The organism is Rhodococcus coprophilus NBRC 100603 (assembly GCF_001895045.1).
Classification (GTDB): Bacteria; Actinomycetota; Actinomycetes; order Mycobacteriales; family Mycobacteriaceae; genus Rhodococcus; species Rhodococcus coprophilus.
The window spans coordinates 393,192-414,993 of the sequence record NZ_BDAM01000001.1 but is presented as its reverse complement, the minus strand read 5'-3'; the positions used below and the strand labels follow the sequence as shown (position 1 = coordinate 414,993).

At 67.1% G+C, this 21,802-nt stretch carries 22 protein-coding genes and 1 pseudogene; 13 read left to right on the top strand and 10 right to left on the bottom strand.

Annotated elements, in window-relative coordinates; all coding sequences use genetic code 11:
• The first annotated feature begins 68 nt into the window (after window positions 1-68).
• From mihF to RDCOP1_RS01820, 6 genes are all read left to right on the top strand, one after another.
• Window positions 69-389, top strand: a complete 321-nt coding sequence (mihF, locus tag RDCOP1_RS01845) for an integration host factor, actinobacterial type (protein ID WP_006551450.1) — start codon at window positions 69-71, stop codon at window positions 387-389.
• Window positions 390-393: 4 nt separating this feature from the next.
• Window positions 394-1,005: a guanylate kinase gene (gene gmk, locus RDCOP1_RS01840; protein ID WP_072698362.1), complete on the top strand. Its 612-nt coding sequence runs from the start codon at window positions 394-396 to the stop codon at window positions 1,003-1,005.
• A 100-nt stretch (window positions 1,006-1,105) separates the two neighbouring features.
• Complete coding sequence (gene rpoZ, locus RDCOP1_RS01835) at window positions 1,106-1,399, top strand: DNA-directed RNA polymerase subunit omega (RefSeq protein WP_111731571.1); 294 nt, start codon at window positions 1,106-1,108, stop codon at window positions 1,397-1,399.
• A complete protein-coding gene (coaBC, locus tag RDCOP1_RS01830) occupies window positions 1,396-2,673 on the top strand; it encodes a bifunctional phosphopantothenoylcysteine decarboxylase/phosphopantothenate--cysteine ligase CoaBC (protein WP_072698360.1) in 1,278 nt (425 codons plus the stop codon). Before rpoZ ends, coaBC begins: the two co-directional genes overlap by 4 nt.
• 139 nt (window positions 2,674-2,812) lie before the next feature.
• Window positions 2,813-4,027, top strand: coding sequence for a methionine adenosyltransferase (gene metK / locus RDCOP1_RS01825; protein ID WP_072698359.1), 1,215 nt, complete (start codon window positions 2,813-2,815; stop codon window positions 4,025-4,027).
• A 19-nt stretch (window positions 4,028-4,046) separates the two neighbouring features.
• The gene (locus tag RDCOP1_RS01820) at window positions 4,047-6,080 is read left to right on the top strand and encodes a primosomal protein N' (RefSeq protein WP_072698358.1); all 2,034 of its coding nucleotides are present in this window, start codon (window positions 4,047-4,049) and stop codon (window positions 6,078-6,080) included.
• A gap of 12 nt (window positions 6,081-6,092) precedes the next feature.
• On the opposite strand, the gene RDCOP1_RS01815 is transcribed toward RDCOP1_RS01820, so the two are convergent.
• Window positions 6,093-6,380: a putative quinol monooxygenase gene (locus tag RDCOP1_RS01815; protein WP_072698357.1), complete on the bottom strand. Its 288-nt coding sequence runs from the start codon at window positions 6,378-6,380 to the stop codon at window positions 6,093-6,095.
• A 105-nt stretch (window positions 6,381-6,485) separates the two neighbouring features.
• Here RDCOP1_RS01815 and RDCOP1_RS01810 point away from each other — a divergent pair, with 105 nt between their 5' ends.
• On the top strand, window positions 6,486-7,331 hold the full coding sequence (locus RDCOP1_RS01810) for a hypothetical protein (protein WP_072698356.1): 846 nt from the start codon (window positions 6,486-6,488) through the stop codon (window positions 7,329-7,331).
• A gap of 234 nt (window positions 7,332-7,565) precedes the next feature.
• Entirely contained in the window at window positions 7,566-8,543 is a 978-nt protein-coding gene (locus RDCOP1_RS01805; protein ID WP_072698355.1) for an esterase/lipase family protein, read from the top strand.
• A 19-nt stretch (window positions 8,544-8,562) separates the two neighbouring features.
• Here RDCOP1_RS01805 and RDCOP1_RS01800 read toward each other — a convergent pair whose 3' ends face one another.
• On the bottom strand, window positions 8,563-9,600 hold the full coding sequence (locus RDCOP1_RS01800; protein ID WP_072698353.1) for a DUF2804 domain-containing protein: 1,038 nt from the start codon (window positions 9,598-9,600) through the stop codon (window positions 8,563-8,565).
• A 168-nt stretch (window positions 9,601-9,768) separates the two neighbouring features.
• On the opposite strand from RDCOP1_RS01800, the gene fmt reads away from it, so the two are divergent.
• The 5 genes from fmt to crcB all read left to right on the top strand — a co-directional run bounded on the left by fmt (window position 9,769) and on the right by crcB (window position 14,172).
• Window positions 9,769-10,692, top strand: a complete 924-nt coding sequence (gene fmt / locus RDCOP1_RS01795) for a methionyl-tRNA formyltransferase (protein WP_072698352.1) — start codon at window positions 9,769-9,771, stop codon at window positions 10,690-10,692.
• Entirely contained in the window at window positions 10,689-12,134 is a 1,446-nt protein-coding gene (locus RDCOP1_RS01790) for an RsmB/NOP family class I SAM-dependent RNA methyltransferase (RefSeq protein WP_072698350.1), read from the top strand. Before fmt ends, RDCOP1_RS01790 begins: the two co-directional genes overlap by 4 nt.
• Window positions 12,135-12,237: 103 nt before the next feature.
• The gene (locus RDCOP1_RS01785; protein ID WP_072698349.1) at window positions 12,238-13,167 is read left to right on the top strand and encodes a 1-phosphofructokinase family hexose kinase; all 930 of its coding nucleotides are present in this window, start codon (window positions 12,238-12,240) and stop codon (window positions 13,165-13,167) included.
• Window positions 13,168-13,345: 178 nt separating this feature from the next.
• On the top strand, window positions 13,346-13,798 hold the full coding sequence (locus RDCOP1_RS01780; protein ID WP_072698347.1) for a fluoride efflux transporter FluC: 453 nt from the start codon (window positions 13,346-13,348) through the stop codon (window positions 13,796-13,798).
• Window positions 13,795-14,172, top strand: a complete 378-nt coding sequence (crcB, locus tag RDCOP1_RS01775; RefSeq protein WP_072698346.1) for a fluoride efflux transporter CrcB — start codon at window positions 13,795-13,797, stop codon at window positions 14,170-14,172. Before RDCOP1_RS01780 ends, crcB begins: the two co-directional genes overlap by 4 nt.
• Window positions 14,173-14,249: 77 nt before the next feature.
• Here crcB and glpX read toward each other — a convergent pair.
• The 8 genes and pseudogenes from glpX to RDCOP1_RS01735 form a co-directional block, all read right to left on the bottom strand.
• Window positions 14,250-15,224, bottom strand: a pseudogene (gene glpX / locus RDCOP1_RS01770) (class II fructose-bisphosphatase); the annotation flags it as partial.
• A 45-nt stretch (window positions 15,225-15,269) separates the two neighbouring features.
• Window positions 15,270-16,193 carry an urea transporter gene (locus tag RDCOP1_RS01765; protein WP_084722292.1) on the bottom strand — a complete coding sequence of 308 codons (924 nt, stop codon included), beginning with the start codon at window positions 16,191-16,193 and terminating at the stop codon, window positions 15,270-15,272.
• Window positions 16,194-16,244: 51 nt separating this feature from the next.
• Complete coding sequence (locus RDCOP1_RS01760) at window positions 16,245-17,306, bottom strand: urease accessory protein UreD (RefSeq protein WP_084722290.1); 1,062 nt, start codon at window positions 17,304-17,306, stop codon at window positions 16,245-16,247.
• The gene (gene ureG / locus RDCOP1_RS01755) at window positions 17,306-17,938 is read right to left on the bottom strand and encodes an urease accessory protein UreG (protein ID WP_072698343.1); all 633 of its coding nucleotides are present in this window, start codon (window positions 17,936-17,938) and stop codon (window positions 17,306-17,308) included. The genes RDCOP1_RS01760 and ureG overlap by 1 nt, the downstream gene beginning before the upstream one ends.
• Window positions 17,939-18,007: 69 nt before the next feature.
• Window positions 18,008-18,700: an urease accessory protein UreF gene (locus RDCOP1_RS01750; protein ID WP_072698341.1), complete on the bottom strand. Its 693-nt coding sequence runs from the start codon at window positions 18,698-18,700 to the stop codon at window positions 18,008-18,010.
• Window positions 18,701-18,709: 9 nt separating this feature from the next.
• A complete protein-coding gene (gene ureC / locus RDCOP1_RS01745) occupies window positions 18,710-20,434 on the bottom strand; it encodes an urease subunit alpha (RefSeq protein ID WP_072698339.1) in 1,725 nt (574 codons plus the stop codon).
• Window positions 20,434-20,859, bottom strand: coding sequence for an urease subunit beta (ureB, locus tag RDCOP1_RS01740; protein WP_072698338.1), 426 nt, complete (start codon window positions 20,857-20,859; stop codon window positions 20,434-20,436). The genes ureC and ureB overlap by 1 nt, the downstream gene beginning before the upstream one ends.
• 58 nt (window positions 20,860-20,917) lie before the next feature.
• A complete protein-coding gene (locus tag RDCOP1_RS01735; protein ID WP_084722288.1) occupies window positions 20,918-21,802 on the bottom strand; it encodes a sirohydrochlorin chelatase in 885 nt (294 codons plus the stop codon).

Below are 21,802 nucleotides of genomic sequence, written 5' to 3'. Positions count from 1 at the left end.
GAGTACGGTCGCTATCGCCGCTGGTTACAGCGGTGAAGACTGAATTCCAACGATGAGACGGAGGAACCGTGGCCCTTCCCCAGCTGACCGATGAGCAGCGCGCCGCTGCTCTGGAGAAGGCGGCTGCTGCCCGTCGTGCCCGGGCAGAGCTCAAGGAGCGCCTCAAGCGCGGCGGCACCGACCTCAAGCAGGTGCTGAAGGACGCCGAGAACGACGAAATCCTCGGCAAGATGAAGGTATCCGCACTGCTCGAGGCCCTGCCGAAGGTCGGCAAGGTCAAGGCGCAGGAGATCATGACCGAACTGGAAATCGCTCCGACCCGCCGTCTGCGCGGACTCGGCGATCGCCAGCGCAAGGCCCTGCTCGCCAGGTTCGATTTCGACGCCTGAGACCGTGGTAGCTGACGCACATCCCGTGACGGACAGCGCACCCGCAGCGCGGAGGGGCCGGCTGGTAGTTCTGGCCGGCCCCTCCGCGGTCGGTAAGTCGACGGTCGTGCGCCGTCTGCGCGCCCAGGTGCCTGATCTGATGTTCAGTGTCTCCGCGACCACCCGCGCCCCGAGACCGGGCGAGGTGGACGGCGTGGACTACCGCTTCGTCACCCGCGAGGAATTCGATCGCATGATCGACGACGGTGAGCTGCTCGAATGGGCCGACATCCACGCCGGTCTGCAACGCTCGGGAACACCGGCAGCGCCGGTACGCGAGGCGCTTGCCGCCGGACGTCCGGTACTCGTCGAGGTCGATCTCGCCGGTGCCCGCGCCGTACGAGCCGCGATGGACGAGGCGATCCTGGTGTTCCTCGCGCCGCCCAGTTGGGAGGTGCTTGTCGAGCGCCTCACCGGCCGAGGCACGGAATCCGCCGAGGTGGTGGCCCGCCGACTGGAAACCGCACGCACCGAACTCGCCGCCCAGGGCGAGTTCGACGTGGTCATCGTCAACGACGAAGTCGACCGTGCGTGCGAAGAATTGGTATCCTTGTTAGTCGGTCCCGAAAACGGATAACCGGAGCGTGCCTCCCGGCGCCCGTCCGGTGCCGGTTTGCAGAATCCGCCGACGAAATTTTCTATCCCGCGAAAACTCAGGAGAACACCGAGTGAGCAGCATGCAGGCAGCAGCGATCGACCTCGAGGGCAACGCCCTTCCGGTCTACGACACTCCGCTGGGTATCACCAACCCGCCGATCGACGAGCTGCTCGAACGCGCCTCCTCGAAGTACGCTCTGGTGATCTACTCGGCCAAGCGCGCCCGGCAGATCAACGACTACTACAACCAGCTCGGTGACGGCATTCTCGAGTACGTGGGCCCGCTCGTCGAGCCGGGACTGCAGGAGAAGCCGCTGTCCATCGCGCTGCGCGAGATCCACGCGGATCTGCTCGAGCACACCGAAGGCGAGTGACTCCTCACGCCGCGGACGGCGCTCCGGAAGCCGGTCGCCGCCGCGTCGTCGTCGGAGTCGCCGGCGGGATCGCCGCCTACAAGGCGTGCGCCCTGATCCGGGCGTTCACCGAGAACGGACACTATGTCCGGGTCGTTCCGACGGAAGCGGCACTCGAGTTCGTCGGTCGCGCCACCTTCGAGGCACTTTCCGGCAATCCGGTACACACCGGGGTCTTCGCCGACGTGCCGGAAGTACCCCACGTGCGGCTGGGGCAGGAGGCCGACCTCGTCGTCGTCGCCCCCGCCACCGCCGACCTCATGGCCCGGGCGGTTTCCGGGCGCGCCGACGACCTGCTCACCGCCACGCTTCTCACGGCGCGTTGCCCGGTGATGTTCGTCCCCGCGATGCACACCGAGATGTGGGAACACCCCGCCACGGTCGACAACGTGGCGACTCTGCGGCGTCGCGGCAACGTGGTGGTCGAGCCGGCATCCGGACGCCTGACCGGCAAGGACACCGGTGCCGGGCGACTGCCCGAGCCCGACGAAATCTTCGCGCTGGCGTCGCTGCTGCTCGAACGCGCCGACGCCCTGCCCCGTGACCTGGTGGGCCGGCGCATCGTCGTCTCCGCAGGTGGAACCCGCGAACCGCTCGATCCCGTCCGATTCCTGGGCAACCGATCGTCGGGGAAGCAGGGCTATGCGCTCGCGCGGCTCGCCGCTCAGCGGGGTGCAGAGGTCACGCTCGTCGCGGGAGCGGTCGCGGGACTCGACGATCCCGCCGCCGTGGACGTCGTGCGGGTGCAGACCGCCGCGCAGATGCAGGACGCGGTCACCAAGCACGCTGCAAGCGCCGACGCCGTCGTGATGTCGGCTGCGGTCGCGGACTTCCGTCCCGTTTCTTTCGCCGCCAGCAAGATCAAGAAGGGCGCGGGCGAACCGGACTCGATCGCGCTGACCAAGAACGACGACATTCTCGCCGGTCTGGTGCGTTCCCGATCGGAAGGTGCACTCTCCGAGGACACCGTCATCGTCGGATTCGCTGCCGAGACGGGCGACGAACACGGCGACGTTCTGACCTATGCGCGCGAAAAACTGGCCCGTAAGGGCTGCGATCTCCTCGTCGTCAACGCGGTCGGTGACGGCAAGGCATTCGAGGTCGATCACAACGACGGCTGGTTGCTGGCCGCGGACGGTTCCGAGACGGCGCTGCCCCACGGTTCCAAGGCGCTGATGGCGAGCCGGGTTCTCGACGCACTGAGGCCGCTGCTGTCACAGGGCGACCGGACGTAAAGTCCGATGAGTTCAATACTCGCGCCGACGCTGCCGGGACAGTAGCGTCTGCAAAGTGGCCGGGCTGGACCCGACCGGGAGTGCGTGCCGCTCCACAGCGTCCGTTCAGAGCTAGACACATCAGGCGAGAGGGAATTCTGTGAGCAAGACCGGCGGTCGGCTTTTCACCAGTGAGTCCGTGACCGAGGGGCATCCGGACAAGATCTGCGACGCGATCAGCGACTCCGTCCTCGACGCGCTGCTTGCCGAGGATCCTCGTGCCCGTGTCGCCGTGGAGACGCTCGTGACCACCGGTCAGGTGCACGTCGTCGGTGAGGTGACCACCTCCGCGTACGCCGATATTCCGAAGATCGTGCGCGATCGCGTGCTCGAAATCGGCTACGACAGCTCGTCGAAGGGCTTCGACGGCAACTCCTGCGGCGTGAACGTCGCGATCGGCGCCCAGTCGCCGGAGATCGCCGGGGGCGTCGATGTGGCGCTCGAGGCGCGCACCGGGACTCTGACCGACGACGAGGTGGCGCTGCAGGGTGCCGGCGACCAGGGGCTGATGTTCGGCTATGCCTGCTCGGAAACCCCGGAACTGATGCCGCTGCCGATCTCCCTCGCCCACCGGCTCTCGCGCCGCCTCACCGAGGTGCGCAAGTCCGGAATCCTTCCCTACCTCCGTCCGGACGGCAAGACACAGGTCACCATCGAGTACGAAGGCGACAAGCCGGTTCGTCTCGACACCGTCGTGATCTCGACGCAGCACGCCGCCGACATCGACCTCAACAACCTGCTGACGCCGGACCTGCGGGCGCATGTCGTCGACGCAGTACTGGCCGACCCGAATCTCGCGGACCTCGACGTCGCGGACGTCCGGTTGCTCGTCAACCCGTCCGGGTCCTTCGTGCTCGGCGGGCCGATGGGTGACGCCGGCCTGACCGGCCGGAAGATCATCGTCGACACCTACGGCGGCATGGCCCGCCACGGTGGCGGTGCGTTCTCGGGCAAGGACCCGTCGAAGGTCGACCGGTCCGCCGCGTACGCCATGCGCTGGGTTGCCAAGACCGCGGTAGCGGCGGGCCTGGCGGACCGCATCGAGGTGCAGGTCGCATACGCGATCGGCAAGGCGGCTCCCGTCGGGCTGTTCGTCGAGACGTTCGGCACCGAGAAGGCCGATCCTGCTCGGATCCAGCAGGCCGTGAACGAGGTGTTCGACCTGCGTCCCGGCGCGATCATCCGCGACCTGGATCTTCTGCGCCCCATCTACGCGCAGACGGCCGCGTACGGTCATTTCGGCCGCACCGACATCGACCTGCCGTGGGAGAACACCGACCGCGCCGACAAGCTTCGCGCGGCCGCCGGACTCTGACGGCCACGATCGCACCCGGGTGGCTGCCGAAAAACCCGCTGCCGAAGTCCGCGCTGCCGAGGTCGAACCGGTAGGGCGAGTTCTTCCGCTTCTCTCGGTGCCGCATCTCGACCGGGAGTTCGATTACCTGATCCCGCACACTCTCGACGCGGACGCCCGCCCGGGCGTCCGCGTCCGAGTGCGTTTTGCGGGCCGTCTCGTCGACGGTTTCCTGATCTCTCGCACCGCGACGAGCGAACACCCTGGCAAACTCGGTGCGCTCGACCGGGTCGTGTCGGCCGAGCCGGTGCTCACCCCCGAGATCGCGGCACTCGCCGACGAGGTCGCGACCCGCTACGCCGGGACACGCGCAGACGTCCTCAGGCTCGCCGTGCCTCCGCGCCACGCCCGGGTGGAGGCGGAAGAACCGAAACCGGTGGACCCGCCGCTAGCTCCGACGTTCGATCGCGCCGCCTGGGCGCGTTACCGGCACGGCGAGAACTTCCTGGACGCTCTCGCGGCGGGGCGGGCACCCCGCGCGGCGTGGCAGGCGCTTCCCGGTGAGGACTGGCCGCGCCGTCTCGCCGAACTAGCCGCAGTGACCGCGGCGGCCGGTCGCGCAGCGGTCCTCGTGGTACCGGACCAGCGGGATCTCGACCGCGTGCTCGCTGCCTGCGGGGAAGTGGCCGGTGCGGAACACGTCGTGGGTCTCACCGCGGGACTCGGTCCGGCCGAGCGTTACCGCCGGTGGCTGGCGGCTCTCCGTGGCTCGGCCCGCATCGTCGTCGGAACCCGGGCTGCGGTATTCGCCCCGACACCCGACCTCGGGCTCCTGGTCGTCTGGGACGACGGCGACGACCTGCATTCCGAACCCCGGTCGCCGTATCCGCACACGCGGGAGATAGCCGCCCTCCGGGCGCACGCTGCCGGTGCGGCCGTCGTCATCGCCGGGCACGCCCGTACCGCGGAGACCCAGGCCCTCGTCGACTCCGGTTGGGCGCACGACCTGCTCGCCCCCCGCGAAGTGCTTCGAGCGTGCGCGCCGAAGATCACCGCGCTCGCCGACAGCGATCAGGCGATCGCACGTGATCCCGCTGCCCGCGCCGCCCGGTTGCCCGCCATCGCGTTCGCCGCTGCCCGATCGGCGCTCGGCGCAGGACAGCCCGTGCTCGTGCAGGTTCCGCGACGTGGCTACGTGCCGGCTCTGGCATGCGGTAAGTGCCGGGCCCCCGCGCGATGTCGACGGTGCAACGGCCCGTTGGCGCTCCCCGCGGCGGCGGGACCGGACGGCGCCGCGATACCGGCGTGCAAGTGGTGCGGAGTCGCCGACGCCACGCATCGGTGTCATGCATGCGGTGCCCGGTCGTTGCGTGCCGTCGTCGTCGGTGCCGGTCGGACAGCGGAAGAACTCGGCCGGGCCTTTCCCGGGGTGCCGGTGATCACCTCGGGCGGCGGGGAAGTCAAGGCGACCGTTGCTGCCGGTGCGTCACTGGTGGTCTCGACGGTCGGCGCCGAACCCGTCGCGGACGGCGGATACGGTGCCGCTCTGCTCCTCGACGGATGGGCGTTGCTCGGCCGCGCCGATCTTCGCGCCGCGGAGGAGACGATGCGCCGGTGGCTCACGGCATCGGCGTTGGTGCGACCGTTCGGCGACGGCGGCCAGGTCGTGGTCGTCGCCGACTCCGGAATACCGACCGTGCAGGCCCTTGTCCGGTGGGATCCGGTCGGACACGCCCGGAACGAGGTGGCAGAACGCACGGAGGTGGGTTTCCCTCCCGCCGTGCACATGGCTGCGCTCGACGGTGGCTCGGCTGCCGTCGCGGAACTGCTCGAGGCGACTCGTCTGCCCGAAGGAGCCGAGGTGCTCGGGCCGGTGCCGTTGCCCCCGGGACAGCGACTGCCGTTCGGTGCCGACGGACCGGAACCCGAGGAGGTGCATCGGATGATAGTGCGGGTCGCGAGGCACCGGGGTAGGGAACTGGGCGGTGCTCTGCGGGAAGCGCAGGCGACCCGCACCGCGCGTCGTGCGGAGGGTCCGCTGCGCGTTCAGGTGGACCCACCGCGTATCGGCTGACCTGGCCGGCGATTACGTCAGTGAGCGGGCCTCGGCGACAACGTATTGCGCAACCGATGCCGAGACGATGGCTGCGGCCTCGTCGCCGTCGGGCCCGGAACCCCGGAAGCTTTCGACGGAGGCGGGGGAGTCCCATCGCTCGAACACGACCACCCGGGACGGATCGATCAGGTCTGCGGAGACCGAGAACTCGAGGCAGCCCGGGGTGCGACGAGCCTGCTCGACGACGGCTGTGCAGCCCGCCAGGTAGTTCGCCCGCACGCTCGGTTCGACGGTGATGTGTCCGGCGACGATGATCATGGTTTCTCCTCTGGTCGGGGTTTCATACGGTGTGACCGGTGTGAGGCTGTGAAGTCATCGGGGTCACCGCACGGGAACGATCTTGGTCAACTACCATCGCTCACCATGCGCCCCCTTGCACAGGCCCTCGCCGTCACCGCCTTGACTGCGCTCGCCGCATCGGGTGTCCAGATCGCCGCCGCGGCACCGGCACCGGTTCTGGACGACAACGGTGCCATCGTGGCGCCGAGCAGCACACAGGTCTCGTTTGCGCACTCGCCCACCGGGTTCCGCGCAGGGACTGCCAACGAGCATGAGTCCCGCGCGGGCGTGTCGATCGTCAAGTTGTATCTCGCGGAGTACGTCTTCCGGTACGGCGATCCTGCCGACCACGCCGACGCCACGGAGATGATCCGGGCTTCGAACGACGCGATCGCCGATCGTCTGCACGCGAAGTACCCCCAGGCGATCTCAACAACGGTAGAAGAGTTCGGGCTCACCGATACCTACGTGCCCGGCTACTGGGGGAACGGCACCACGTCGACGCACGACATGGTGACCTATCTCGAAACGAAGAAGCGCACCGACCCGAGTTCGCCGGTACTCGCTGCGATGTCGTCGGCTTACGACACGGCGGCCGACGGTTACGCGCAGAACTACGGAACCGCCTTGCTGGCGGGGGTCATCGGAACGAAGTGGGGCTGGAGCGACGATCGGTCGTTCAACGCGTCCGCGTCGTTCGGGCCCGACTTCTCGGTGGGTGCTTCGACGTACGGGTCTGCGGCGCAGCTCTCGGAGCACGTGCTGGGGGCGTTCACCGACGGTGGTCCTGCCGCCCCGGAGACCGGCTTGCTCTTGACCGATTGTCCGGCAGCGAGCTGGCTCGCCGACGATCCGGTCCTCGCCGTGCCCGCGCAGGATCTGCTCGACGGGCTTCCGCCCGAAGTCGCAGCGGCGTTCTGCGGAGGCTGAGTCTCTCCCTGACGCCCTAGCGTCCGTCGCCCGAGGTCCTCGCCGTCCCCCGGTTCCTCGTAAGCGGTGGCCTTGCCGGTCCTGCCTTTCCGCTTTCCGGGGTGTCGCTCGTTCGGATGATGCCGCAAGGCCATCGTTGATACTAGTATTAGTCACAGGATTAGCGGGAAAGTGTTGTGATCGAACCTTGTTTCGATGACGTGGTCACGACCGCGTTACGACAGGAGGCGGCACATGCCGGTCCGACGTGTGCCGTGGGCAGGCTTCGCGGCGGTGTGCGTTGCGGTGCTCGCGGCGGGAGTTGCAGGTGCGCAACCGCCCCTCGGGTCCACCTCCTTCGTGCCTGTGACACAAGGGCCGTCCGCGGCGACCCACGCAGAAGCGGCGGAGTATGCGGAGCGGAACCCGGGGGTGGCGCCGCCGGACACGAACGACTTCTCGTGTGTTCCCTCGCCCGACAATCCACGTCCGGTCGTCCTCGCGCACGGAACCGATTCCAACAGCTATTCCGATTTTGCCGCGCTCGCACCGCTTCTCGCGGCGTCCGGGCTGTGTGTCTTCGCCGTGAACTACGGATTGGCGGCCGGCGCGGAGGAGTACGGGACCGGTGAGATCCGGGTGTCCGCATCGCAATTCGGGCACTTCGTGGATCGCGTTCTCGCAGAGACCGGAGCCTCCGAGGTCGACGTCGTCGGTTATTCCCAGGGTGCGACCGTCTCCCGGTACTACATCAACAAACTCGGAGGCGCCGACGTCGTCGAGCGGTGGGTGGGGGTGGCTTCTCCGACCTATGGCGGCACCTTCTACGGCCTTGCTCCCGCGTTCGCGGTGTTGCCCGGTGCGATGGATTTCCTCGAGGGCGAATTCTCGGTGGCGCTCGCGGAGCAAGTCCAGGGTTCCGACCTGCTCACCGAACTGAACGCCCCCACCGACACTGTTCCCGGCGTGCAGTACACAACCATCGGGACCAGGTTCGACGAAGTGATCCAGCCTGCCGACAGCGTGGCTCTACGTGGGGAAGGGGCGGTCAATCTTGTCGTCCAGGACCTGTGCCCGGAAAATCTGACCGGCCATTTCAACATGGTCTACGACGCGTTCGCACTGCAGATGGTCCGTCATGCGCTCGACCCCGGTCGTGTGGGGCTCGGCAGGTGCACACGGGTCGCGCTCGGCACCGGAATTCCGGAGATAGTCCGGCAAGCGAACTTCTGACCACCCGGGTTCGGCTCACTCACCAACGGTTCCGGACTTGTTCCGCGAACCCGAGAAGGTTCTCGATCTCGAGCCGGCTGCCGTCGTCGAGGACGACGAAACCGCTGTAACGGCCGAACACCTGATGCTGCGTCGAACGCACGACCAGAGCGTTCACGTCCGCGGCCCGATCGTGGATCGGTGTGAAGTCCATCTGGAAGCGGTGGTCGTTGCTGGTGAACTGCCAGGGCGCACCGTCGTAGGTGCCGGCCGGAAGATGGAAATGCACCCCGTCGAGTTTGTGGGCGACCCCGTCGCGGAAGACCACGTTCTCGCTCGCCGCGCTCGTGTCCCCGAACCCGTAGCCGATGTTGAAGCCGAAGGGCCGCCCGTTCTGCAGGCCGGACGCCGAACCCCAGTACCAGGTGTTGTCGTACGTCCACACGCCGCGGCCCCAGTCGAAGACGCCGAATGCCGTCTCGGGCTCGAACACGTGCGTGCGGCCGTCGACCGTGATGCTGCCGCCGGCCGGAAGGCAGTTGATCTTCTGGTTGTAGTAGAACGCCTTCCGGGCGGACGGAAACGGGGTGGCGATCGCCAGCCGGTCCATGGGCGGCTGCGTCAGCACCAACTCGCCCGACAGACCACGACCCCCGTCGAACGCGGGGTGGTCCACGATCAGCCGCCGTGTGTGCCCCTCGTTCCGGTACTCGATCCGCATCCCGCCGCGACGGGACACGACCACGTCGCCTTTGTCGGCGCTGGACGGCATGCCCATGCGGCCGCGGGGAAACGGGATCAACGCGTTCTCGGTGACGTCTCCGGGACGGGTGAGATCGAGCCAGCTGACGCCGAGCAGACCCACATAGCCGTTGTCCGCCACGGTCAGCGCGATGCCGTAGGGGCCCTCCTCACCGTCGGAGAGAACGCAGTAGTAGTCCCACTCCTTGATGCGCAAACCGGACACGGCCACGTTCCGCCGGTCGTACGCACGCATCTCACTCGTACTCCACCCGGTCTCGATCAGGGTTCCGTTGTCGTCGAGAAGGGGGCCGGGTGAGAGGCGTCGTTGCTGCATACCCGGCGAGACTACTGGGCTGCCGCGGCGGCACCGTGTCGGCGCGGGGGACCGACTCCCTAGAATGGAGAAGCCATCGTCGCCCGAGCCCTGGAGCAGTATTCGTGACACACCCGCCGGTTACCTTCCGCATCGCAGTGCGCCCACTCGTATCGGCGGTCCTCTGACATGCGGGTGGTGTTCGCGGGAACCCCCGGCGCTGCGGTACCGGCACTCCGTCGTCTGATCGCCTCGCCGCGCCACGAGGTCGTCGCGGTCGTCACCCGCCCGGACGCCACGGCCGGCCGAGGCCGCAAGACCGTGCGATCCGAGGTGGGACAGGTCGCCGACGAGCACGGAATCGAGGTGCTCGCGCCCCGGTCGCCGCGTGACCCCGAGTTCGTCGCACGCCTGACCGAACTCGACCCCGACTGTTGCCCGGTCGTCGCGTACGGGGCATTGATCCCGCCCGCGGTGCTGGCGATCCCCCGCCACGGCTGGGTGAACCTGCATTTCTCGTTGCTTCCCGCATGGCGCGGTGCCGCGCCGGTGCAGGCCGCGATCGCCGCGGGCGACGAGATCACCGGAGCGAGCACATTCCGCCTCGAAGCCGGCCTCGACACCGGCCCGGTCTACGGCGTGGTGACCGAAATGATCCGGCCCACCGATACTGCCGGCGATCTGCTGGATCGACTCGCGGATGCCGGAGCCACCCTCCTCGAATCGACACTCGACGGTCTCGAGGACGGCATCCTCGTTCCCGCGCCCCAACCCGCGGAGGGAATCTCCCACGCCCCGAAGATCACAGTCGACGCGGCTCGCGTCGACTGGGCATTGCCCGCACACGTGGTCGACCGTCACATCCGCGCGGTCACCCCGGCGCCCGGCGCCTGGACCACGATCGGCGATCTGCGGGTCAAGGTCGGCCCGGTCGCTCCGACCGAGGAGCGCCTCGAGCCCGGTGAAATCGCAGTCACCAAGCAAGGTCTGCTCGTCGGGACGGGCACGACAGCGGTACGGCTCGGCACCGTGCAACCCCCCGGTAAGAAATCGATGGCAGCAGCAGATTGGGCGCGCGGCGCCCGACTCGACCCGAAGGTACGTGCGCAATGAGTGAAGCTCGCAGACCGGCCCGGCGTTCAGGGCAGAAGCCGGGCGGACACACCGGGCGCAACACCGCGCCACGGCAGACTCGCCGTCCCACGCAGTCGGCGGTCGATCCCGCCCGCACCGCAGCCCGGGACGTGCTGCGTGCGGTTCGGGAACGGGACGCCTACGCGAATCTGGTGTTGCCTGCCCTCCTGCGCGAACGCAAACTCGATTCTCGCGATGCTGCGCTCGCAACCGAACTCACCTACGGCGCGGCGCGTGCGCAAGGACTGCTCGACGCCGTCATCGCCGACGCTGCTAATCGTCCCGTCGACGAGATCGACGGTTCGTTGCTCGACGTGCTGCGCCTCGGCGCCTATCAGTTGCTGCGGACCAGGGTCGCCCCGCACGCCGCCGTTGCGACGAGCGTCGACCTCGTCCGAGCCGAATTCGGCTCGGGGCGAGCAGGTTTCGTCAACGCTGTGTTGAGGAGAGTGGGGGAGCGAACCGAGGACGAGTGGATCGACCGTCTCGCACCCGACCCCGAACGCGACCCCGTGGGTCACCTCGCGTTCCGGTACCCGCACCCGCTGTGGATCGCGCAGGCTTTCGCGCACGCCCTCGGTGCGGATGCGGGTGAGCTCGCGGAGGTGCTCGCGGCCGACGACGCGCGCCCGATCGTGCATCTCGTCGCGCGACCCGGCGTGATCACCGCCGAGGAACTGGCACTCGTCACCGGTGGAGAGATCGGTCCGTGGTCGCCGTACGCGGTGCACATCGAACACGGTGACCCAGGTCGGCTCGAGCCGGTCCGCGAGGGCATGGCCGCGGTCCAGGACGAGGGAAGCCAGCTCGTCGCACGGGCACTCACCCTGGCCCCGCTCATCGGCGAGGACAAAGGCCGCTGGCTCGATCTGTGTGCCGGCCCCGGCGGCAAGGCGGCACTGCTCGGCGCGCTCGCCGCACTCGACGGATTCGCCGTCGACGCCGTCGAACCGGTGGAGCATCGCGCCGACCTCGTCCGCAAGACCGCACGCGATCTGCCTGTGACCGTGCATGTCGCAGACGGCCGCGACTCCGGTCTCGAGCCCGGATACGACCGGATCCTCGTCGACGCACCCTGTACCGGGCTCGGTTCGCTGCGCCGGAGGCCGGAATCCCGTTGGCGCCGACGGCCCGAGGATGTGGCCGATCTCGTCAAACTGCAGAAAGAGCTTCTCGGAGCAGCGATCGGTCTGCTGCGCCCCGGCGGCGTGGTGCTGTATTCGACCTGTTCCCCGCACGTTTCGGAGACCGTCGCGGTGGTCTCGGACGCCGTGCGCAGACACGGCGTCGAACAACTCGACACGCGCGAACTCCTACCCGGTGTTCCGAAACTCGGTGACGGACCGGGCGTGCAGCTGTGGACGCACCGGCACGGCACGGACGCGATGTTCATGGCGGCGCTTCGTAAACCGGTGGAGTGAGGCCAACCGATACCTGACTGTGTGCGCGTGCGCGACGGCGGGCCGGGCGAGTCGAGCCTTCCGAGGGCGGCGCATTCATCGGCACACGGGCTAGGGTTTCCGCATGCCCGATATCGTCACGCTGACCATGAATCCGGCCCTCGATGTCACCACCTTCGCCGAGGAGGTCGTTCCCACCCGGAAGCTCCGGTGTGAGGAACCTTTCTACGACGCGGGAGGCGGGGGCATCAACGTCGCCAAGGTCGCGCGTGTGCTCGGTGCCCCTGCCGCGGCGGTGTATCCGGTGGGCGGGGCACGCGGTCGGCAGATGCACGGGTTGCTCGACGACGACCACGTCGACGCGTACGTCGTGCCCATCATGGGCGACACCCGCGAGTGCTTCACCGCGATCGATCGCAGAACCGGGTCCGAGTACCGATTCGTCACGCCCGGACCGAACCTGACCCACGACGAGCAGGAACGGTGTCTCGCCGTGCTCGCGGAGGTCGCGCGGGACGCGAAGTATGTGGTGGCCAGCGGCAGCTTCCCGCCCGGTGTCTCCGGCACGTTCGTCAACCGGGTCGCGGCGACGGCCCGCGATGCCGGGGCGCGGTTCGTGCTCGATTCCTCGGGCGACGCGCTCACGAGCATCGAGTCGGGGGTGTTTCTCGTCAAGCCGTCGCTTTCCGAACTGTGCGAATGGATCGGGCGAGACCTTCCCACCACGGAGGACCGGATCGGGGCGTCCCGCGAACTCGTCGAGCGCGGTGTCGCCGAGATCGTGGTGCTCTCGCTCGGTCCCGACGGGGCGATCATGGTCACCGCGGACGACGCCGTCGAGGTCCCAGCACTCGACGTCGAAGTGCGAAGCGCGGTGGGTGCCGGTGACAGCATGGTCGCCGGACTCGTCGTCGGACTGCTGCAGGAACGCACGCTGCGCGACGCTCTGGCGCTCGGTATCGCGTGCGGCACGGCAGCCCTGCTGACCGCGGGAAGCCGGGTGTGCCGTCGTGCGGACATCGACCGGTTCGACGCGCTCGCCCGCAGAGCCTGATCGCGATTTCGTCCCGAGGCCTCCAGCCGCCTGCTGAAGAGGTACCGCCGGTGGCGGCGCGAGAGAAGGATGTCTGCCGAAGTGAACAAAGCCCGAGGCTGCCGACGCGGCTCGTATAGCCTCGGAGAATGGATCTTCGTGCGGAATCCTCACGCACCAGGCGCGTCGGAGCGCGGGAATGAGTGGCACCCGGCCCTCGTACCTGCAATGGGCGTCGATCGGGCTGGTCGGGATCGGTGGCCTGTTCGGTGCTGGTAGCCGTGAAGGACTTTCCATCGTCATCCCGAAACTCGGCGAAGTCCCGATCGTTATCGCCATCGTCAATGTCGTGGGCGCGTTTCTTCTGGGCTATCTCTACGAGGCCGTCACGCGACTCGACAAAGCGAAGCCCACGGCAGCGAATCTCAAGCTTCTCCTGGGCACGGGATTCTGTGGCGGCTTCACCACCTACAGTTCCCTCGCGACCGATACAGCGGTGCTGTTCCGGGACGGGTTCGTCTGGGAGGGAGTGCTGTACGCGTTGGGGACCGTGATCGTCGGCGCGTGCGCCACGTGGGCGGGAATCGCTCTCGCCAGTAGCGTCAACGCGAGAACGACGCCTCCTGCCGCCGGGGGAGGGGTGACGTCGTGACACCGGGGATTTTCGTTCTGCTGAGCGTGGCGGGTGGCGCCGGGGCGATCGTGCGATTCGTTCTCGACGGTTTCATCCGTGCGCATATGCACACGAAGTTCGCGTGGGCGACCACCATCATCAACGTGTCCGGCTCTCTCGTGCTCGGATTTCTCACTGGGCTCACGGTGGAACACCTCGTCTCCACCGACATCAGCTATGTCATCGGGACCGGATTCCTCGGCGGCTACACCACATTCAGTACGGCTAGTTACGAGACGGTGCAGCTCATCAAGAACGGCCGGTACGGAGACTCGTTCATCAGCGGCATCGTCATGCTGGTGCTCGCTCTGGCAGCCGCGGGTCTCGGGTTGTGGATCGGTACCTCGCTCTGACATGTGACCGGGCGAGACGCCGGTCGGCCGTTCCGGACTCACGTTTCCTGTGAGCGGCTTTGCGGGGGAACGTTCACGGTGAGGCGGTGCTCCGCGTCGACGATCCGGACGGTGCCGGACTTGCTTCGCATCACGATCGACTGCGTACCTGCGCGGTTGCCACCGTAGTAGCGAACTCCCCGTAACAACGGCCCGTCGGTGACGCCCGTTGCGGCGAAGAACACGTTCGTGCCCCCCACAAGGTCGGTCGTGTGGAGGATCCGGTCCGGGTCGTGGCCGGTCGCGAGAACCTGTGCGTGCTGGGCGGCGTCACGAGGGACCAGTCGCCCCTGGATCGCCCCGTCGAGACACCGCAGAGCGGCGGCCGCGAGAATGCCTTCCGGAGTGCCGCCCACGCCCATCGTCATGTCGATTCCCGAGCCGGGGCGCGCGGCGGCGATCGCGGCTGCCACATCCCCGTCGAGCAGTAACCGGACCCGCGCTCCGGCACGGCGGATTTGATCGACCAGTTCGGCGTGGCGGGGTCGGTCGAGCACCGCCACGGTCAGATCCGCGACCGGGGTGCCCAGCGCAGCAGCGACCCGAAAGATGTTCTCGGATACCGGCGCTGTGATGTCCACGGCGTCCGCGGCATCCGGGCCGACGGCGATCTTGTCCATGTAGAACACCGCCGACGGATCGAACATCGCACCGCGCTCGGCCACAGCGACGACGCTGAGAGAGTTCGGCGCGCCGGCAGCCATGAGTGTGGTGCCCTCGACGGGGTCGACCGCGAAATCGCATTCCGGGCCGGTGCCGTCGCCGACCACCTCGCCGTTGAACAGCATCGGCGCTTCGTCCTTTTCGCCTTCACCGATCACCACGACACCGCGCATGGTCACGGTGGACAACATCGTGCGCATCGCGTCGACGGCGGCTCCGTCGCCTCCCTCCTTGTCCCCGCGGCCTACCCACCTGCCGGACGCCAGAGCGCCGGCTTCCGTCACCCGGACCAGTTCCAGGGCGAGATTGCGGTCCGGAAGGAGTGGACCCAGGTGTGCGGTGGTGCTCATGGCGATTCTCCTCGGGCTGGGTTCGGTGCCGTGCCCGCGGGACGATCAGGGGGTTTCGGCTGAGGGTATGTAGTGCGCGATGATGAGGAACACCCACGTGGTGAGGATGTAGGGCCACGTGTAGGTGGGGACCCCGAGATCGTGCATCCACAGGGTGACGACCGCGGTGACGATGGTGCCGATCAGCGCGAGGACCCATGAGATCGCGCTCTCCTTCAAGAAGGTCACCGAGAGCGCGATCGCGGTGAGCACACCGGAATACCCGCTCAGGCCGTTCCCCGTCTCGGTGAGGCTCTCACCGAGGGCGAGGGCGCACAGCGTGCCGACGACGCTGCCGAGGAGGCCGGCCAGGCCGACCTTCCAGTTCGCGATGAAGAGGCCGATGAGAATGAGAGCGCCGGCCCAGACATTGTCGACCAGAACCACTTCCGAGACGTTCGTCAGCAACGACCGGAAGAACGCCACGGTGGTGGAATCGATCGTCATCGACGAGGACTCGACCCACCAGCGTTCGAATACGAAGTGGATGACGGTCGCGACGATGCAGAACGGTGCGGTCGTCGACGGCAGTCCGTAGATCTTCAGCGGCGTCTTCGTGAAGAGTTCGTTGATCAACCACGTGACCGGCGCTGCGAGCGCACCACCGGCCAGCGCAATGGGGTATGAGAACCATTGACTGCCGAGGGTCGCGAAGGTCGCAGCGCCGACGAGTGCGCCGGAGAAACCCTGCATCCCGAAGATGAGGTCCGCGGGCTTGGTGCGGATCACCCATCCGGTGAATGTCTGTGCCACACAGCCGATGGCCACCAGCACGGCCATCTGCCAGCTGGCGACCACGAAGGCCGCCATGATGAGCACCGTCGTGTAGATGTTTGCCTGGAAGTAGATCTGTGACGGGCCGTGGCCGAATCCCACCAGCCAGGAGCGTGGTGAAGCCATGGAATCCTGCGGTGCAGTTCCCGTAGTCATGTCCAGCTCCTCCGCCGTGCATCCGGTATGGATGGTGACCGTCGAGCGTCCCTACATCTTGCGGATCGCTGGAGCGGCGAACCCCGTGAGTGCTTCGTGAGCCGCTCCCGCAGCCGCGTGAGTGGCGCGGGCCACCGCGACAGGATCGTTGGCGACCAAACGCATCCAGACACCGGCGTCGTTCGGCAGCGCGCTCACGCCGAACAAGCCGTCGGGCAGAGCGGCGGCCAGCGCGTCGTGGAGCAGATCCGCGAGCACGGCGACCGGCACCAGTGGAGAGAACACGTACAACATCGCGAGAATGTCGTGGTCGGCCAGGACGCCGAGACTCGATGCCGCGGCGGACTCATGATCCTCGCCGGGACACAGCCGGACCCGGTCGAGTGCCACGAGCCGTCCGTCGGGCCGCCGGACTTCGACGTCGGACGCGTAGATCTCGTACCTGTGGCGCTCGTCGCGGGCGAGCCGTCCGGCATACACGGTCTCCCCGAGAAGGAGCGTGGCCGATTCGTCGAGCGTCACCGAGGTGTGCTGGTAGAAGCGCGATCCGGCGAACGGAACCACGGGTTCGGGCAGGTACTCGGTGTACGCACCGGCCCCCACCGAGATGTTCGTGACGGACGACGCGTAGTCGTGGTCCATCCGATACACCCTGGTCTGGGCCTGTGTCGTCACGTGCGCCGAGGTGCCTGTCCCGAACGTCAGATCGGTGCGCAACCTGTCCGCTTGGAGAATGCCGCCGCCCGAGGACATCACGTACGTGTACGGAACATCGGGGCGCAACGGATCGAAGTACAACGGACGCATGATCTGCAAGGGGGACTTCTGGTAGTGCTGCACGAGTTCGGTGCGGTCCCGGTCGCGGTTGTGCTCGAAACCGAGTTGGAGGATACCGACCTTGCCCGGGCTCCCGACCGGGAGAGGCGAGTCTCCCCCCGCGAACCGGAGTACCTCGGCCGGCACCCGTACGGGCTCGAAGTAGTCCGGCTGGAGCCGGTATCCACCGGGATGCACCGGGCGGAGGGGTAGTGGGCTCACGGGCGCCAGGCCCCGGGGCGCGTTCGGATCCGCCGCGGGGTCGAGGGCCCTCCCCGTCGAGATGTCGGCCGTCATCAGACGAGTTCGGTCCGTGCGTCGTTCCACAACGACAAGATCTGGTCGAGGAGTACGTCCAGACCTTCGCCGGTGAGCGAGTTGGTGAGGACGACGGGGCTGCCACCACGTACCCGGATGGCGTCGCTCTCCATCACGCCGAGATCCGTCCGGACATACTGTGCGATATCGATCTTGTTGATCACCAGGATGTCGCTGTCGGTGATACCCGGACCCCGCTTGCGCGGCATCTTCTCACCTTCCGCCGTATCGAGGACGAACACGAAGACGTCGGCCAGCGCCGGCGAAAAGGTGAGAGTTAGGTTGTCCCCACCTGATTCGTAGATCAGCGTGTCGATATCCGGGAATTGCTGCAGCAGTTCCTCTCCGACGGCGAGATTCATCGTCGGGTCGTCGCGCACGGCTGTGTGCGGGCATGCGCCGGTCTCCACGCCCACTACCCGATCGGGGTCGAGCACCCCGTCGAGCACACGCCGGACGTGCTGCGCATCCTCCTGGGTGTAGATGTCGTTCGTGATGACACCCGGAGTGCGTCCGGCTGCGATGAGCAGGGGCACAAGCGCTTCGGTCAGCGCAGTCTTCCCCGATCCCACCGGTCCCCCGATACCGATCCTCAATGCATTGTCACCCATAATGTTTCCGTTCCCCTCGGGTCTTTCCCTGCGCCGGCACTTCGGCCGGCCGTTCGACGGTGTGCGCTGTCAACTGGCGAACAGGCGCGCCTCGGCGCGTTCGTGCTGGGCAGACATGATGTCGGCCATCGGTGCGAAGCCTCCGAGGTCGTGGACGTCACGTTCGACGGCGTCGTGTGCCACCTGTTCGATGACCGGACCGACCGCGTGCAGAATCACCTGAGCCTGCCGGTGATCGGTCAGCCGGAGGCGCAGCGCGGCGCCCACGAAACTCACCGCGAATGCGGAGAGATCGGAGGCCACCGCGATGCGCGTTGCGACGCCGGTCGCCGAGTAGATGAGAGCAGACACCACCGGCTGGCATCCCGGCGTGGCCCGCGCCTTCACTCGTCGTTGGTACTCGTCCAGGGCGTCGCTGCCGAGCACCACGTCGGCAAGGTCCGCGAGCTGGTGACCGCTGCGCACGGACGCCCGTCGCATCTCGGCGTTCAGTTTGGACGCGAACAAGCGGTGGTCGATCTCCTCGACGAGGTCCCAGTCGCCCGCCCCCGCCGCCCGATGTGCGGCGGCGAGGGCTGTCGCGTCTCCGGGCCCGACCGTGTGGACGAGCAACGAACACAACAGGTCCTGCACCTCACCGGGGTCGACGAGGCGGGCCTGACTGTAACCCTCCAGTCCGTGCGACATGGTGTAGAAGCCGCTCGGGAACGCCGAGTCCGAGAACTGCAGACTCGTCAGCAACTGGCGAATATCAGACGTCACCGTGTCCCCTCAAGCCAGGAAGAACATCTGCGTGAGCGGGAGCGTCTGCGCAGGATCGATCGCCGCGAGTCGGCCGTCGTACGTGACGTCGTAGGTCTCGGGATCGACTTCGACGACGGGGGTGGCGGTGTTGCGCACCATGTGCTGCTTTCCGATGTTGCGGCACCTCTTCACCGGCAGCACCTGGCTTTCCAGCCCCAGTTTCTCGGGCACGCCGTTCGCGATGGCCGCCTTCGACATGAAGGTGGCTCTCGTGGACTGCAATGCCCTACCCTGCGCACCGAACATCGGGCGGTAGTACACCGGCTGCGGCGTGGGCAGCGACGCGTTCGGTTCGCCCATCAGTCCCCAGTTGATCAGTCCGCCCTTGACGATCACTTTGGGCTTGGCGGCGAACGACGTCGTCGGCCACAGCACGATGTCGGCCATCTTCCCCTCTTCGAGCGAACCGATGTAGTCCGAGACGCCCTGTGTGATCGCGGGGTTGATGGTGATTTTCGCCAGATAGCGCAGCACGCGGAAATTGTCGTTGTCCGGCGAGTCCTCCGGCAGCTTGCCGCGCTTGTCCTTGCAGTGGTGTGCGATCTGGAACGCACGTATGAAGGACTCGCCGATACGGCCCATTGCCTGTGAATCGGAGGACACCATCGAGATGATGCCTTCGTCGTGGAACACGGTTTCGGCGGAGATCGTCTCGGCGCGAACGCGCGAGTCCGCAAATGCGACGTCTTCCGGGATGTCGTGCGACAGGTGATGGCACACCATCACCATGTCGAGCAGTTCGTCCACGGAATTGGCCGTGTAGGGCAGCGTCGGGTTGGTCGAGGACGGCAGCACGTTCGGGTGACCCGTGACTTTGATGAGGTCGGGTGCGTGTCCGCCGCCGGCGCCCTCGCTGTGGAACGTGTGGATCGTCCGGCCGTCGATCGCGTCCAGAGTGTTCTCGACGAAGCCCGACTCGTTGAGTGTGTCGGTGTGTACGGAGATCTGGATGTCGTAGCGGTCGGCGACATCGAGTGCGTTGCTGATCGCGGCCGGTGTGGCGCCGTAGTCCTCGTGCACCTTCAGACCTGCCGCGCCCGCTTCGATCTGCTCACAGAGCGCCTCCGGCAGGGACCCGTTCCCCTTTCCGAGGAAGCCCATGTTGACAGGCATGGCTTCGGCGGATTCCAGCATCCGGTGGATGTTCCAGACGCCGGGGGTGGTGGTGACACCGTTGGTGCCGTCCGTCGGTCCGGTGCCGCCACCGAAGAGCGTGGTGATTCCGTTCGCCAGTGCCGTCACCCCCTGTTGCGGGGAAATGTAGTGCACATGGGAGTCGAAGCCGCCTGCCGTCGCGATGCAATGTTCACCGGCGAGGAGTTCGGTGCCCGGCCCGACGACGAGCCGGGGATCGACGCCCTTCTGAAGATGTGGGTTGCCGGATTTCCCGACACCGGCAATCTTCCCGCCCCGTACGCCGATATCGCCCTTGAGGACGCCGAGCACCGGATCGAGGATGATCACGTTCGTGATGACGAGGTCCAGCACTCCCTGGGCATCGGTTCCCTGGGGGTCGGCACCCATTCCGTCGCGTGCCGTCTTGCCGCCGCCGTAGACGATCTCGTCGCCGTAGCTGTCCTCGTTGAAGTCTTTTTCGATCTCGATGACGAGGTTCGTGTCGGCGAGGGTGACTCGGTCACCGGTCGTGGGTCCGAAGAGATCCGTGTATTGCTTGCGCGAGATGATTGCCATTACTTTGCGCCCTTCTTCTTTTTCGACCCGCTCTTGCTCTCTCGCGCCTGGGGTGTGCCGTTCTGGTACTCGAGTTCCTTCATGAGCGCCATGGCACGGATCTTTGTGCCTTCCGAGTCCAGACCACCGTCGACGAGGTTGTTGAAGCCGATGGCGTGGCGATTGCCGGCGTACTCGACGAGGGTCACCTCGCGGGTGTCGCCGGCCTCGACGCGCACCCCCAGCCCGGAGGGCAGATCCAGGTGCATCCCGTAGGCGAGCTCACGATCGAACAGCAGCGCCTTGTTGACCTCGAAGAAATGGAAATGGGACCCGATCTGGATTGCACGATCTCCGGTGTTGCTCACCTGCAGGGTGACGCTGCGGCGCCCCGCGTTGATCTCGATGTCTTCTTCCGTGTGGTGGTATGTGGGCTTGGCTACCATGTTGGTTCCTTCCTCGCGGAGCGGTTGCGTGACGCAGCGCGCCGTCGGGTCCTGCCTGTCAGTGCGAAGACGCGGTAGCGGGGTGTCGGTGGCTGTGCTCGTTGCCGGGATTGTCGCCGGGATGGCGCTGATGTCCGTGTCCGTGTCCGTGTCCGTGCGCGCTTTCCGACGAGTCGTCGAAAGCGTGCGAATGTGCGTAGCCGTGGCCGTGGTCCGCCATCAACCCGGACTCGACTCCGGTACGGCCGTGGGCAAGTTCGTGCATCGCGTCGCGAATGCGCGCATCGATGATGCGGATCGTTGCCCGTTCGCTCATCAACGGTCCGTAGAACTCGCAGCCTGCAAACCTGCTGTCGTCCAACGGAACAGGGGATTCCCGGCGAAATCCTCCCGGAACGACGACGGCGTGCGGGTGGTCGAGCCGCCGCAGCCGTTGCAGAACGTCGACAAGGTCGTCGTCGGTGTGTGTCGTGGCAACCTCCACTACGTTGCCTGCACCGTGGGTGCGCACCAGGTGCGCGACGCGGTGCAGTTCCGCTTCGTCGAAAGGGTCCGAGGAAGGGGCCTGGATCACCATCGCGGCGTCGGACGAGCGGCTCCGAATACCTGTGGCCGCCAGGCGAAGCCACGAAATCAGATGATCGGGGCTGCCGAACGGCGCCGCCATGGCGAGACGTCCCGGTGCCCCCTCTTCCAGCCACCGCACCGTCTTGGCGGTGTCGGCGACGAGGGTCGGATTACGCCCCATCGTCATGGGAACCACCACGATCGTTCCGTCTCCGGACGACAGACAGCGGGTGAGTAGATTGTGGAGCGGCCGGCCGATCGGGGTGACGAACCACCGGTTGCGAGCCTGTTCGAGGTATCGCACGTCCGCGCCCTCGGCGCTTTCGTGGCCCGCGACCAGAATCGTGGTGATGTCTTTCCCTGCGGGTTCGGCCAC